At 40.7% G+C, this 14,965-nt stretch carries 12 protein-coding genes; all 12 read left to right on the top strand.

Going from position 1 to position 14,965, the window contains the following annotated elements:
* The first annotated feature begins 637 nt into the window (after window positions 1–637).
* Complete coding sequence (gene ilvB, locus ACFQ19_RS07735; RefSeq protein ID WP_379591505.1) at window positions 638–2,359, top strand: biosynthetic-type acetolactate synthase large subunit; 1,722 nt, start codon at window positions 638–640, stop codon at window positions 2,357–2,359.
* Window positions 2,356–2,883 carry an acetolactate synthase small subunit gene (gene ilvN / locus ACFQ19_RS07730; RefSeq protein ID WP_379591504.1) on the top strand — a complete coding sequence of 176 codons (528 nt, stop codon included), beginning with the start codon at window positions 2,356–2,358 and terminating at the stop codon, window positions 2,881–2,883. The genes ilvB and ilvN overlap by 4 nt, the downstream gene beginning before the upstream one ends.
* Before the next feature lie 31 nt (window positions 2,884–2,914).
* Complete coding sequence (ilvC, locus tag ACFQ19_RS07725; protein ID WP_379591503.1) at window positions 2,915–3,961, top strand: ketol-acid reductoisomerase; 1,047 nt, start codon at window positions 2,915–2,917, stop codon at window positions 3,959–3,961.
* Between the two features lie 154 nt (window positions 3,962–4,115).
* Window positions 4,116–5,222, top strand: coding sequence for a 3-isopropylmalate dehydrogenase (gene leuB / locus ACFQ19_RS07720; RefSeq protein ID WP_379591502.1), 1,107 nt, complete (start codon window positions 4,116–4,118; stop codon window positions 5,220–5,222).
* Window positions 5,223–5,272: 50 nt separating this feature from the next.
* Window positions 5,273–6,679 carry a 3-isopropylmalate dehydratase large subunit gene (gene leuC, locus ACFQ19_RS07715; RefSeq protein ID WP_379591501.1) on the top strand — a complete coding sequence of 469 codons (1,407 nt, stop codon included), beginning with the start codon at window positions 5,273–5,275 and terminating at the stop codon, window positions 6,677–6,679.
* A gap of 17 nt (window positions 6,680–6,696) precedes the next feature.
* Window positions 6,697–7,278, top strand: a complete 582-nt coding sequence (gene leuD / locus ACFQ19_RS07710; RefSeq protein WP_379591500.1) for a 3-isopropylmalate dehydratase small subunit — start codon at window positions 6,697–6,699, stop codon at window positions 7,276–7,278.
* A 77-nt stretch (window positions 7,279–7,355) separates the two neighbouring features.
* Entirely contained in the window at window positions 7,356–8,372 is a 1,017-nt protein-coding gene (gene ilvA / locus ACFQ19_RS07705) for a threonine ammonia-lyase (protein ID WP_379591499.1), read from the top strand.
* An 804-nt stretch (window positions 8,373–9,176) separates the two neighbouring features.
* Window positions 9,177–10,187 (top strand): ABC transporter ATP-binding protein, encoded by a 1,011-nt coding sequence (locus ACFQ19_RS07700; RefSeq protein ID WP_379591498.1) that lies wholly within the window; start codon window positions 9,177–9,179, stop codon window positions 10,185–10,187.
* Window positions 10,174–11,106: an ABC transporter ATP-binding protein gene (locus ACFQ19_RS07695; protein WP_379591497.1), complete on the top strand. Its 933-nt coding sequence runs from the start codon at window positions 10,174–10,176 to the stop codon at window positions 11,104–11,106. Before ACFQ19_RS07700 ends, ACFQ19_RS07695 begins: the two co-directional genes overlap by 14 nt.
* Window positions 11,107–11,113: 7 nt before the next feature.
* A complete protein-coding gene (gene opp4B, locus ACFQ19_RS07690; RefSeq protein ID WP_379591496.1) occupies window positions 11,114–12,076 on the top strand; it encodes an oligopeptide ABC transporter permease in 963 nt (320 codons plus the stop codon).
* Window positions 12,077–12,103: 27 nt separating this feature from the next.
* Window positions 12,104–12,997 (top strand): ABC transporter permease, encoded by an 894-nt coding sequence (locus tag ACFQ19_RS07685; protein WP_379591495.1) that lies wholly within the window; start codon window positions 12,104–12,106, stop codon window positions 12,995–12,997.
* A gap of 111 nt (window positions 12,998–13,108) precedes the next feature.
* Window positions 13,109–14,956, top strand: a complete 1,848-nt coding sequence (gene opp4A, locus ACFQ19_RS07680; RefSeq protein ID WP_379591494.1) for an oligopeptide ABC transporter substrate-binding protein — start codon at window positions 13,109–13,111, stop codon at window positions 14,954–14,956.
* Window positions 14,957–14,965: the final 9 nt, after the last annotated feature.

Below are 14,965 nucleotides of genomic sequence, written 5' to 3'. Positions count from 1 at the left end.
TAAACGCATACATAAAATCAGACTAAATAGAATTATTAAAAAAATTACAAAATACTATTGACTATCATACGGAAACAAGATATGATTGTTCGCAATATAAGATATTTCTTCAAACAAAAAAACTTTTAAATTAAAATAATACGTTGACGGGAATAAAGGAGAAGGTAAATAGCTCTTACAGAGATCCGGGGTTGCTGGAAGCCCGGAATTGCTACTTCCTCTGACATCATCCCTGAGTGTCACATGGAAAGGAAAAAGGCATTATACATTCCGATTATATGTGACCGGGTGCATAGAAGACGATGTACCTGTTATCAAATATAGCTCTTGCAGCTATGGAGGCAAGGTTTGAGAGAACTTTGTAAAACTGGGTGGTACCGTGAAAAGGAGATCCTTTTCGCCCCATACATGATGAGAAAGCATGTACATGGGGCGAAAAGGGTCTTTTTTTGTATCAACGAGATGCAGCAACAGAGCAAGCACCGCATGATGAAAAAATAGTTTATTTAGTCGGAAGGTTCAGTCTTTTCGCAAATAAAGAAAAACAACACACTTTCCTTTGTCTGAGCGACAGAGGATATACACCCGCAAGTTTTATCATTACGTTAGATTTTTAAAGAAAAAGGAGGGCATTGTTGTGAAAGTAAATGCAAATCAAGAGATGGAAGTGAAGAGTGATTTGGTCACAGGATCTGATTTGTTAGTTCAGGCATTAGAAAAAGCAAATGTTGAAGTTGTTTTTGGTTACCCGGGAGGTGCTGTTTTACCAATTTATGACGCGCTGCATCGAAACGATACCAATTTCCAGCATGTACTTTCGCGACATGAGCAAGGCTCCATACATGCGGCGGAAGGATATGCAAGAGTGTCCGGGAAACCCGGCGTGGTTATCGCAACTTCAGGTCCGGGGGCAACAAACTTAATTACCGGAATTACGGATGCGATGATGGATTCCATCCCGCTGGTTGTATTTACCGGGCAGGTTGCAAAGCAGGTTATTGGAACGGATGCTTTCCAGGAAGCAGATGTAATGGGGATTACAACCCCGATTACAAAGTATAATTATCAAGTGAATGATATTGCGGACCTGCCGCGAATTGTGAATGAAGCCTTTCATGTAGCAACGACAGGCAGACCGGGACCGGTAGTGATAGACATTCCGAAAAGTATTTCCGAAACCATAACCATTAATGATTATGAGGACGACTTTTATCTGCCGGGCTACCAGCCGACAATTTATCCGAATCCGATGCAAATTTCGAAAGTGACGGATGAATTAAGCAAAGCAGAGAAGCCGGTTATCCTTGCTGGAGCAGGAGTGCTATTCGCAGGAGCGACAGAAGAACTGAAACAATTTGCGAATTATTGGGAAGTTCCGGTTGTCACCACACTATTGGGACTTGGAAGCTATCCCGGCAATGATAATTTAGCACTTGGCATGGGTGGAATGCACGGAACGTATGCAGCAAACAGAGCCATCTATGAAAGTGATTTGCTTATCAATATTGGAGCACGGTTTGACGACAGACTGACCGGGAACCTGCAGCATTTTGCTCCGAATGCAAAAGTTGCTCATATTGATATCGACCCGGCGGAAATCGGAAAGAATGTTGAAACAGCCATTCCGATTGTTGCGGATGCTAAACAGGCGTTGTCAGTACTTTTGCAGCAAGAAGTAAACCGCGGAGATTATACAGCGTGGTTAGATAAAACCAAGAAAAACCAAAAAGAATTTCCGTTGTGGTATGACCGCGGAGATAACCCGATCAGCCCGCAATGGCTCATCGAGAAAGTATATGAAAAGTCAAATGGAGAAGCCGTTGTAACAACGGACGTTGGCCAGCATCAGATGTGGGCGGCCCAGTTCTACACTTTCAAAAACCCGAATAATTGGGTGACATCCGGAGGACTCGGTACAATGGGTTTTGGTTTTCCGGCTGCAATTGGTGCACAAATCGCGAAGCCGGAGAAGATGGTTATATCCATCGTAGGAGATGGCGGTTTTCAAATGACATCACAGGAACTGTCAATCTTGAAATCACAGAACTTGCCGGTAAAAGTGGTTATCCTGAACAATGAGGCGCTTGGAATGGTAAGACAGTGGCAGGAATCATTTTATGAAGAACGTTATTCGCACTCCTTGTTTTCAGAAAACCCTGATTTTGTAAAACTGGCAGAAAGTTATGGCGTGAAAGGAATGCGTGTAGCGGATGAAGACAATGTTCCAGAAGCTCTGGATGAAGCATTTTCCCATGATGGTCCGGTTGTTATTGACTGCCGTGTCGACAGAGACACATGTGTCTATCCGATGATTGCGCCGGGTAAAGGAATGCATGAAATGATTGGGGTGACAAAATGAAACGGATAATCATTGCCACCGTGCAAGATCAAGGCGGAGTGTTAAACAGAATTACAGGCATGCTGAATAGACGCCAGTTTAATATTGAAAGTATCTCTGTCGGCGCTTCGGACGTCAAAGGTGTTTCTAAAATGACATTTGTTGTCGAAATTTCTGATAAACAGAAATTAGAGCAATTGACGAAGCAGCTGAATAAACAAATTGATGTGATCAAAGTTTTGGATGTCACTGAAAAAGCAATTGTGACAAGAGAACTTGCCCTAATAAAAGTGGTTGCAACCAATCAGACCAGGGCTGAAATTATGACACTAATCTCGACATTCCGTGCAGATGTAATTGATATCAGTAAAGAAAGCCTGATGATACAAGTTACAGGCAAACCGGAAAAAGTTGATGCACTGATTGGATTACTCAGACCATATGGCATTAAAGATTTAACAAAAACAGGATTAACAGCATTTCCAAGAGGTTATCAACCTGAACAAGGTTTTAATGAGCAAAACAGTATTTCGGCTCATGGATAAAAAAGACAAAGTTAGAGAGGGAGATTACATTATGGCAAAAGTATTATACAACAAGGATATCAATAACGAGGTACTGAGAGATAAGAAAATTGCAATCGTTGGGTATGGTTCACAAGGCCATGCACATGCCATGAACTTAAGAGATTCCGGTTTTGATGTGATTATTGGTTTACGTCCTGGAAAATCCCAGCAAAAAGCAGAGGCTGACGGTTTTGAAGTATACTCCGTAGCAGAAGCAACAGCACAGGCAGATGTTGTGATGGTATTACTTCCGGATGAACTGCAGCCGCAAGTATATCAAGAAAGCATTAAGGATAATTTGCAAGAAGGCAATGCACTGGCATTCGCTCACGGTTTTAATATTCATTTTACGCAAATTGTGCCCCCGTCCAATGTAGATGTTTTCTTATCAGCACCTAAAGGACCTGGTCACCTTGTACGACGCACATTTGAAGAAGGAGCCGGCGTACCGTCATTATACGGTGTAAAACAAGATTATACTGGAAGTGCAGCTGATGTGGCGCTTGCTTATTGTTACGGAATTGGAGCAGCGAGGGCAGGAGTACTGGAAACAAGCTTCCAGGAAGAAACAGAAACAGATTTGTTTGGAGAGCAGGCTGTATTATGCGGCGGAGCAACAGCCCTTGTAAAAGCAGGATTCGAAACATTAACGGATGCAGGCTATCAGCCGGAAATTGCATACTTTGAATGTTTACACGAATTAAAATTAATTGTCGATCTTCTATATGAAGGCGGATTGGAAAACATGCGTTATTCCATCTCGGATACAGCTCAATGGGGAGACTTCGTATCTGGCCCGCGTATTGTAGATGACGGAACAAAAGAGCGTATGAAAGACATTCTTTCTGAAATTCAGACTGGTAAATTTGCAAAAGACTGGATCTCTGAAAACCAAACAGGACGTCCACAGTTTAATGCTATTAACCGCCGTGAAAATCAGCATCAAATTGAAGTTGTAGGAAGAGAATTGCGTGCATTAATGCCATTTGTTAATAAACCGATTAATGATGAATCGGAAAAAGGCGAAACAGCACATACTCAAAATGAAGCTCGTTAATACAACGATTTAAAGAACAAATCATTACAGCCGCAGAACAGTATCTTGTTCTGCGGAGTTGAAATAAATATGTTCGTTCAAGCGGTGAACCGCTGCTATGTAAATAATAAAACAATCAAACAGCTCGTTCACGAGTAAAAAAGGAGATAAAATAATGGAAAAGAAAATCGTTCTGTTGCCTGGAGATGGGATCGGCAAAGAAATAATGGAGTCAGCAAAGAAAGTACTCGCGGCAATTGAAAGTGAATATCATCATGATTTTACTCTCCAGGAGTGCGCGATTGGCGGAGATGCTCTTGACCGTTATGGTGTACCATTACCGGATGATACACTTCATGCATGTGAAGATGCGGATGCTGTTTTACTCGGTTCAGTCGGAGGTCCAAAGTGGGATAATCAACCGCCGGAGTTCAGACCTGAAAAAGGACTATTGGGGATTCGTAAAGGATTGGGATTATTCGCCAACCTGCGTCCTGTTAAAACATTCCCGTCCCTATTGCATGCCTCTCCTTTAAAAGAAGAAATCATCAACGAATCCGATATGATGATTGTCCGTGAGCTGACTGGCGGTTTGTACTTTGGCGAACCCAGTGAACGCAGAAACAACGGAGACGAAGTAGTAGACACCCTGGCTTATTCCAGATATGAGATTGAAAGAATCGTAGAAAAAGGTTTTGAATCTGCGCAAATTCGAAATAAGCACTTAACATCTGTGGATAAAGCGAATGTCTTAGAGTCCAGTCGTGTCTGGAGAGAGATTGTGAATGAAAAAGCAGCCGATTATCCAGATGTGGAAGTTGAGCATGTGCTGGTAGATGCAGCTGCGATGAAGTTGATTACAAATCCGAGCAGCTTTGATGTGGTTGTAACGGAGAATTTATTCGGCGATATTTTAAGCGATGAAGCTTCTGTTCTTACAGGGTCACTGGGCATGCTTCCATCAGCCAGCGTCCGGGCAGACGGTTTAGGAATGTATGAACCGGTTCACGGATCAGCCCCAGATATTGCAGGAAAAGGAATTGCGAACCCGATTGGCATGATTTTATCCACAGCTTTAATGCTGGAGTATTCCCTTGGAATGCAGGAAGAAGCAAAAGCGATTGAAGCAGCAGTGACGGATTGTCTCGAGCAAGGGTATCACACATCAGATTTAAATATAAAAGACGGAAAGCAAATGAGTACAGATGAAATAACAGAAGCGATTATCGAAAATTTAACAACGAAGTGTATTTCTGATTCAATTTGTAGCTCTTATGTATAAAGCAATTCTGGTATAGGCAGATATAATATACCATTTCGGAGGTGTAGAAATTGGGAAAGGCTTTGACAGCATTTGAAAAAGTTTGGAATAAGCATGTTGTAAAAGAAGAGGAAGGCAAGCCGGCTCTTATCTATATTGACCAGCATCTTGTTCATGAGGTAACGTCTCCGCAGGCGTTTGAAGGTTTAAGATTAAACGGACGAAAGGTAAGACGTCCTGATTTAACCTTTGCTACAATGGATCATAATGTTCCCACTATTAATCGGGAAAACATGAAAGACGAAATTTCCAAAAAACAAATGGAAGCTCTTAAAAAGAATTGTGCAGACTTTGGGGTGAAACTGGCTGATATGTACCATCCCGATCAAGGAATTGTGCATGTTATCGGACCGCAATTAGGTTTGACCCAGCCAGGGAAAACGATAGTTTGCGGCGACAGCCACACATCGACCCATGGTGCTTTTGGTGCATTTGCGTTTGGCATTGGAACAAGTGAAGTAGAGCATGTTCTGGCAACACAGACCATCTGGCAGGATAAACCGAAAACATTGAATGTGCAAGTTGTCGGTGAATTAGGTGTAGGTGTAACAGCAAAAGACTTGATTCTGGCGATTATTGCAAAATTCGGGGTCCGTTTCGGAACAGGTTATGTAATGGAATATACGGGCGAAGCGATTCGTAATTTAACCATGGAAGAACGAATGACCGTTTGTAATATGTCCATTGAAGCTGGTGCCCGGGCAGGGTTAATCAGCCCGGATGAAACAACTGTTGAATTCTTGCGCGGCCGGGAAATGGTTCCAGAAGGGGAAGCATTTGACGCTTTAGCAGAAGAATGGCTGGCTTTGGCAACAGATGAAGGCGCAGAATATGATCATACAGTAACCATTTATGCAGAAGAAATTGAACCGCAAGTGAGCTGGGGCACGAATCCTGGCATGGTCGTACCAGTAAATGGTGCAACGCCGTCAATTACAGATGCAGAATATCCTGATGAAGTAGAACGCGCGTTGACTTATATGGATTTGGAAGAAAATCAGCCGATCACATCCATCGAGGTTGACCATGTGTTTATCGGGTCTTGTACCAACTCCCGCTTAGGCGATTTGAAAAAAGCGTCGAAAATTGTAGAAGGCAAAAAAGTAAAAGACGGGATTAAAGCAATGGTGGTTCCTGGATCATTCTTAGTAAAACAGCAGGCTGAGGAAATTGGCCTGGATAAAATTTTCAAAGAAGCAGGTTTTGAATGGCGAAATTCAGGCTGCAGTATGTGTCTGGGAATGAACGATGATATTGTTCCTGCTGGCGGAAGATGTGCATCAACATCTAACCGTAACTTTGAAGGAAGACAGGGAAATGGCGCGCGTACGCATCTGGTAAGTCCGGAAATGGCAGCGGCAGCAGCAATTGAAGGTCATTTTGTTGATGTGAGACATTTTGTCGGAGTACCAAGCTAAGCTAGGAGGAATTTGGGATGGAAGCTTTTAAAGAGCATAAAGGAATTGCTGCTCCATTGAACCGCAGTAACGTGGACACAGATCAGATTATTCCGAAACAATTTTTAAAACGAATTGAACGTACAGGGTTTGGCGAATTCTTATTTTTCCATTGGCGTTTTGACGATGACGGAAATTTACGTGATGATTTTGTTTTAAATCAGCCGAAATATGAAAATGCTACGATTTTATTGGCAGGAGATAATTTCGGCTGCGGTTCATCCCGCGAGCATGCGCCGTGGGCATTGGAAGATTACGGATTTAAAGTAATCATCGCACCTGACTTTGCGGATATTTTCTATAATAATTCGTTGAAAAATGGCATATTAGTAATAAGGATGAATGAAGAACAAGTACAGCAGTGGATGAAAAAAGCAGAGCAGGGCTTAACACTGGATGTGAATTTAGAAAAACAGGAAATAATAGATACAGATGGCACGGTTGTAACATTTGATATTCCAGCTTACCACAAGGAGAAATTGCTGAATGGCTGGGATGATATTGCACTGACGCTGTTAGAGGAAGATGTTATTCAGGCATTTGAAGAAAAACGTGCTTAGAGATGAAAAGCACTGAAAAATATGAGAAAATCAGGGTATAGATAGAAAAATAAATTTTGTCAAAGGATTGAAGGAGAGTGGATTCACTTGGGGATCGCTTAACTGGTGAAAAAGTATATCAAGCATGGAAGAAATTAAAGCCAATTGTTCATCAAACACCGCTGTTAACATCGCATACAACCGATGAATTAGTAGGAAAACATGTGTATTGTAAAATGGAAAATCAGCAAAAAACCGGTGCATTTAAGTTTCGGGGTGCAAGTTACAAACTGATGCAAATGACCGATGAAGAGCTTGCGAATGGCGTGATTACAGCATCAGCCGGAAATCACGCTCAGGGCGTTGCTCATGCAGCATCTAAATTGGGTGTGAAAGCGACGATATTTATGTCAGAAGGAACCCCGCTTGCGAAAGTAAATGCAACCAGAAACTATGGCGCAGATGTTATTCTGACAGGAGAAAGTTTTCAGGAAGCATACCAGGCATCATTGGAGCATCAGCTGAAAACAGGCGCAACCTATATTCATCCATTTGATGACTATGATATTATGGCCGGCCAAGGTACCATGGCAATGGAAATGCTGCGCCAGGAAGATCGGATAGATACGATTTTAGTACCCATCGGCGGCGGCGGATTAATTAGCGGCATTGCAGTAGCAGCCAAGCATATTAATCGGAATATCAAAGTGATCGGGGTACAAGCTGAAGGAGCAGCTGCTATTTATGACAGCTACCGTACCAAACAGGCAAAAAAATGGACGCAAGTAGATACGATTGCAGAAGGAATTGCTGTAAAAGAACCTGGAAAGCATACACTGCCAATCATCCAGGAATATGTGGATGATATTATAACTGTCAATGATGAACAAATTGCTGCAGCGATTATATATATGCTTGAACGGAATAAAACATTGATGGAAGGAGCCGGGGCAGCTGCGCTGGCAGCCTTATTCGCACATCATCACCAGCTTCGTTCTAGACATTGCGGAGTCATCGTGAGTGGTGGAAACCTCGATATCGGGAACATGCAGCGAATTCAAGAGTTATCCGAAAAGTATAAACCAAAAAAAGTGAAGTCATACATGGCTTTATAAAACGAAGCTTCATTCAGTGAGGAGAAAACTTCTCATTGGATGGAGTTTTTTGTGTTTTTTTGTCGAAACTGCTTTGTTACTGCATAAACGCCACGAAGTTGCTTATAATGCCGGCTTTTATTTCACTAATATAAGGAAGTAAAGATAAATTTTAATAGATTATACACGATAAAACGACACGTTATAAAGGGAAGAAAATGATAAAATTCTATTCCATTTTTCAGAAAATGAGTGGTATAATCATTGATTTTAAAGGTGTTTCATAATGAGCTTGGAAAAAAATATATAACTTTCGAATGCAATTTTTATTAAAAACTATTGATTTATAGCTTGTTATCAACTATAATTTCAAAGTATATTAAGGTTTATTTACGAAAAGTTTTCGGATTTACATTTTTGAAATAAATTTGCAATATTTCAGATAAGCTGTGATGAAGAGAATAAAGTATAAATTTTACTGCGATAAAGTGCTAAATAAGCATAATTATTTAAAGACAATTTTCAGAAAAATAACAACAATGATACTACTATTTCATACGAGTCCATATTGTTTTATAAAGTGGAGAAATTGCTTCGTTGAAGTACCGATAATATATCATAGATAACTGCTTGGAATGAGGAGTATAGGTATATTTTCGAAGCAGGTTGCACTTTGAAATTATTTTGTATGCGCAAGTTTTTTATAGAATGAATGACTGTGCATACATTTTTTATTCAGAAATTATTTAAATTTTCGTCATCTGAATATTGCGACGAAAATAAACAGCTATATGTCAGAAAAAACGTGTATAAGGGGGATGCAATTTGAGTAATGAACTTTTACAGATTAAAAACTTGAAGACATCTTTTCGCATAGGGGATGAATATTACGCAGCGGTGGATGATGTCACACTGACGTTGAATAAAAATGAAGTATTGGGCATTGTCGGAGAGTCTGGTTCTGGTAAAAGTGCTTTAGCATTTTCTGTTATGCGTTTACACAACCGGGCGAAAATCGAAGGTGAAATACGATTAAACAATCAAGATATTATTGATATGTCCAAAACAAAGCTGAATAAAATACGGGGCGATGACATGGCAATGATTTTCCAGGATCCGCTTACTGCGTTAAATCCGCTTATGCCCATCGGCAGACAAATTGAAGAAACTTTATTTTTGCATGATAAGAAATTAGGACAGCGGGGCAGGAGGAAACGTACCATTGAGCTTCTGGATTTAGTTGGGATTCCAAGGCCGGAACGGGTCTATGAGCAGTTTCCCCACGAATTATCAGGAGGAATGAGACAGCGGATTATTATTGCCATCGCAATCGCTAATAATCCGGAATTATTAATTGCAGATGAGCCGACCACTGCTTTGGATGTAACCATTCAGGCTCAAATTTTGGACTTAATCCGTGAACTAAAAGAAAAAATACATGCAGGTATTATCTTAATTACGCATGATTTAGGTGTTGTTGCAGAAATGGCTGATCGTGTAGCAGTGATGTATGCAGGTCAGATTGTAGAAATTGCTCCTGTAGAGAAATTATTTTCCAATCCGCTGCACCCCTATACAAGATCTTTATTGAATTCTGTACCGGCCGAGGGCCAGGACAAACTGCATGTTATTCAAGGAGTTGTTCCTTCCCTGAAAAATTTACCAAGAGAAGGCTGCCGTTTCGCTGCACGTATTCCTTGGATAGACAGTTCTGTTCATGAAAAGCACCCGGTTTTACATGAAGCAAAACCAGGACATTTTGTAAGGTGTACATGCTATAAACATTTTTATATTCCGGAGCAGGATAAGGAGGAACATCGAAATGGCGTTTCTTGAGGTGAATGATTTAAAAGTATACTTTCCGATTAAAGGCGGCATTTTAAATCGGACAGTCGATCATATCAAAGCCGTTGACGGCGTTTCCTTTGAAATGGAACAGGGGAAAACCTATGGATTAGTAGGTGAATCCGGTTCCGGAAAATCAACTACAGGACGGGCGATTATCGGCTTAGAAGATGTCACTGCAGGGCAGATTTCTTTTGAAGGAAAAGATATTACAGCAGGAAAAACCAAAAATAAACAATTTCGAAAAGATGTGCAAATGATTTTTCAAGATCCTTATTCTTCATTAAATCCGAGAAAAAGGGTGCTGGATATTGTTGCAGAACCGCTTCGAAATTTTGAAAAATTATCAAAAAAAGAAGAAAGAAAACGAGTACAGGAACTTTTAGATATTGTTAATGTGAGTGCAGACAGTATTTTTAAATATCCGCATGAGTTTTCCGGCGGACAAAGGCAACGTATTGGTGTGGCCAGAGCGATTGCTCTAAAACCGAAGCTGATTATTGCGGATGAACCTGTATCTGCTTTGGATGTATCTGTTCAGGCTCAAGTATTGAATTTTTTAAAGGATATTCAAAATGAATTTAATCTGACTTATTTATTTATCAGCCATGATTTAGGAATTGTAAAGCATATGTGTGACAATATTTCGATTATGTACAAAGGCAGGTATGTGGAGCAGGGAAGCACCAAAGATATCTTTGAAAATCCGCAACATATATATACAAAACGTTTAATTGCTGCCATTCCGGATATCAACCCCGAACATCGTGAAGAGCAATTTAAATTTCGTCGAGAAGTGGCCGATGAATACCGCAATTCTTATAATGATTACTTTGACAATCATGGTTTAGCATTCAATCTTCAGTCTGTTTCAGATACGCATAAAGTTGCTTTGCCAGAGAAAGGTTGATGTGTTTATGTGGAAATTTATTGTACGAAGACTACTGATTACCTTCCCGCAGATTGTGTTTTTAAGCATCCTTGTATTTATGATGGCGCAATTTATGCCGGGAGATGCTTTGACCGGTTTAATTGATCCGAATATCAGTCCGGAAGCCTTAGAAATTCAACGTGAACGTTTAGGGCTGAACAACCCTTGGTATGTGCAATATATGGATTGGGTAGGCGGTCTGGTGCAAGGAGATCTTGGCCAGTCATTCCGGTTTAAAATGGATGTGACAGAACTGATTTCTGAGCGGGTTATGAATACGATATTACTGTCAGCTGTTTCATTAACATTTACATACATTATTGCGATTCCGCTGGGGATTGTGAGCGGACGCTATAATGATTCGCCTTTAGATTCAGCTATTACAAGTTATAGCTATCTTGGTTTTGCAACCCCTATATTTATTTTTGCACTGGTTATGCTTTGGGTATTTGGATTTATGCTGGGATGGTTTCCGACAAGCGGAAGTGTATCTCCGGGGCTAGCGCCAGGAACGATGGAATATTATATAAGCAAAGTATACCATGCCTTGCTTCCGGGCTTATCCATTGCGTTAATATCCGTTGTATCGACAATCCAGTATCTAAGAAGTGAAATTGTGGATACGAAGCAAAAAGATTTTATTGTTACAGCGAGAGCAAAAGGTGCTTCTGAAAACCGTGTATATAATAGACATATTTTCCGTAATTCCTTGTTGCCGGTAGCAGCTTTCTTTGGCTGGGAGATTACCAGTTTAATTTCCGGAACCGTTTTTGTAGAAAGTGTTTTTTCTTATCCGGGTATGGGGCTGCTCTTTTTGGAATCCATTACACAACGTGACTTCAGCGTAGTCACATCGCTCGTTTTATTATTTGGAATTGCCAGCATCTTAGGTGCGCTTTTATCCGATATTATCTTGAGTATCGTTGATCCGAGAATTCGGATTAAATAGAAACATAGACATGGAGGTGACTATTGTATGGAAGCTGATACAGTCAAAATCGCGGAACAAAAAAGTCCTTCATCGCTTACGATTCTTTTAAGAGAATTGTTTCGGGATAAGCTGGCACTTGTTTCCCTTATATTTTTTATATTAATTACCAGTTTTGTTTTTGGAATCTCTTTATTTCTGAATCAGGATGAGATTGTAAGTGTCGATTTATTTGCTATTAACGCACCGCCGTCCGACCAGTTTATTTTAGGAACGGATTATGGGGGGCGAGATGTATTTGGCCAGTTGATTATAGGCACACGTAATTCTCTGGCAATTGGCATTTTAGTAACGTTAATCAGCGGAATTTTTGGAATAGCCTATGGTGTTATTTCAGGTTATTTCGGAGGCCATATAGATAACGTGCTGATGCGGATTATTGATTTCTTTATGGTATTGCCGTTTTTAATGATTATTATTGTTTTTGTATCGATGACGCCAGATTATAATATTGTCAGCTTTTCGCTGATTATGGCAGCTTTTTCCTGGATGGGAATAGCCAGATTGATTCGTTCCAAAGCATTGCAGGAAAAGGAACTGGATTATGCGCAAGCTTCTAAAACATTAGGAACATCTCATTTTAATATTATTTTCAAACAAGTGTTACCCAATATCACATCGCTGATTATTGTGACCATGACATTAAATTTAGCAGCAAATATTGGGTTAGAATCCGGATTATCCTTTCTTGGATTTGGGTTTCCGGAAGAAACACCCAGCTTAGGTACCCTGTTATCCTATGCAAGAAATCCGCAAACATTGGAATTCCGCTGGTGGATTTGGGCGCCGGCAGCAGTATTGATTTTATTATTGATGCTTGCAGTCAGGAATGTCGGGGAGGCATTAAGACGAGCTGCTGATGCCAGGCAGCGTCGCGGGTAGTACTTATTCTATTACTTTCATCAGCTGCTCATGCAGCATTAGATGTTGAGTATATATTAACCGGTAATCCTTGCCGGTTCAAAAAACATATTATAAGGGGAGGTTACAAGGATGGGGAAAGCAAATCTTAGTAAGATTTTATTTGTTATGATGCTGATGCTGTTTCTTGTGTTGGCAGCATGCAGCGGTGGCGGCTCTGAAGGCGCTGATGACAGTGGAAGTGAAGAGGCGGAAGGGGGAGACGCCGGTTCTGAATCGGAAGAAGCAGATGGAAAGGTATATGATGTAGCAGATTTCAGCCCAATCAAAGAAGGCGAACCGATGGATGGCGGAAATCTGAACTTTGGTCTTGTGTCACCAACTGTTTTTTCTGGAACATTAAATTTTAACTTTTATTCAGACGCAGTTGATTCAGAAATACTTGATTGGTTTGATGAATCGCTTTTAGATGTAGATGAAACATTCAATATGAACCAAGAGGGTGCAGCTACCTGGGAAGTGAATGAGGAAGGTGATGAATTTACCTTTACTATCCGGGATGAAGTAAATTGGCATGATGGAGAGCCGGTAACTGCAGAAGATTGGGCGTTTGCTATTGAAGTAATCGCTGATCCGGATTATGATGGACCGCGTTATGGAAATGTGACAGATATTGTTGGCGTAGAAGAATATCATGACGGGGAAGCAGACAGTATTGAAGGATTGGAAATTATGGACGAGAAGACATTGAAAATGACCTTTAAACAAGCAACACCTTCCTTATTATCTGGCGGTATATGGTCATACGCATTACCAAAGCATATCTTTGAAGATATTCCAGTAGCAGATATGTCTTCATCGGATGCAGTGCGCGTTAATCCAATCGGTATGGGACCTTTCAAAGTAGAGTCTATTACTCCTGGTGAATCTGTAACCTATTCCAAAAATGAAGATTACTGGCAAGGGGAACCTAATCTGGATTCCGTAACAGTAAAAGTAATTGCTCCAGAAACAGTAACGCAGGCTCTTGAAACAGGCGAAGTAGATCTAGTAAATTCTTTCCCTACAGACCAATATCCGGATGTGGAAGAATCCCTAACAAATGTGGAATTCTTAGGAAGAGTAGACAGATCATATTCGTATGTCGGATTTAAATTGGGGTCATGGGATGAAGAGAATGGAAAAGTAGATATGGATTTAGAAAATTCAAAAGTCGGTGATGTCGAATTGCGCCGGGCCATGTGGTATGCAGTGGATAATGATGCTGTAGGAGAGCGTTTTTATAATGGATTGCGCTGGAATGCAACCACATTGATCCCTTCATTCTATGAAGTTTATCATGATGATTCTATTGAAACGCCAACGTATGATCCAGATACGGCAAATCAAATTTTAGATGAAGCCGGTTATGAAGACGTAAATGGGGATGGTTTCCGGGAAAATCCGGACGGCGAAGAGCTCGTGCTTAATTATGCGTCTCAAGAAGGCGGAGATACGGCAGAACCGTTAGCAAATTATTATATCCAATCATGGGAACAAATTGGAATTAAGGTAGAAAAAATCGATGGACGTTTATTAGAAGTGAATGATTTCTATGACCGGATTGGAGAGCAAGGTAATGATGATCCGGACATTGATATTTATTCAGCTGCTTGGTCAGTTGGAACAGATGTTAACCCGACAAATTTATGGGGACCCAATGTGATATTTAACTTCACTCGCTGGGAAGATGAAGAAAATACACGTTTGCAAGAAGAAGGTGTTTCTTCAGAGGCAATTGATTTAGAATATCGACAAGAAGTATACAGCGAATGGCAAGAATATATGGTCGATCAAGTGCCAGCATTCCCGACAGTTTACCGTGCAGAATTAGCTCCGGTGAACGAACGTGTCGTAAACTGGGATATTCGTCAAGAAGATCAGGAATTAGAACGTTATGAAGTTGGGGTCACACAGGAAGAACCAGCCGTGGCGGAATAAAAAAACAAA

This window comes from Oceanobacillus locisalsi (assembly GCF_042675985.1).
GTDB lineage: Bacteria > Bacillota > Bacilli > Bacillales > Amphibacillaceae > Oceanobacillus > Oceanobacillus locisalsi.
The sequence above is the reverse complement of the archived record's forward strand: the minus strand, read 5'-3'. Positions and strand labels throughout refer to the sequence as shown.

Coding starts and splice junctions, on each gene's coding strand:
- ilvN (WP_379591504.1), top strand. CDS start 2,356: ATGAAACGGATAATCATTGCCACCGTGCAAGATCAAGGCGGAGTGTTA.
- ilvC (WP_379591503.1), top strand. CDS start 2,915: ATGGCAAAAGTATTATACAACAAGGATATCAATAACGAGGTACTGAGA.
- leuB (WP_379591502.1), top strand. CDS start 4,116: ATGGAAAAGAAAATCGTTCTGTTGCCTGGAGATGGGATCGGCAAAGAA.
- leuD (WP_379591500.1), top strand. CDS start 6,697: ATGGAAGCTTTTAAAGAGCATAAAGGAATTGCTGCTCCATTGAACCGC.
- ACFQ19_RS07695 (WP_379591497.1), top strand. CDS start 10,174: ATGGCGTTTCTTGAGGTGAATGATTTAAAAGTATACTTTCCGATTAAA.
- opp4B (WP_379591496.1), top strand. CDS start 11,114: ATGTGGAAATTTATTGTACGAAGACTACTGATTACCTTCCCGCAGATT.
- ACFQ19_RS07685 (WP_379591495.1), top strand. CDS start 12,104: ATGGAAGCTGATACAGTCAAAATCGCGGAACAAAAAAGTCCTTCATCG.
- opp4A (WP_379591494.1), top strand. CDS start 13,109: ATGGGGAAAGCAAATCTTAGTAAGATTTTATTTGTTATGATGCTGATG.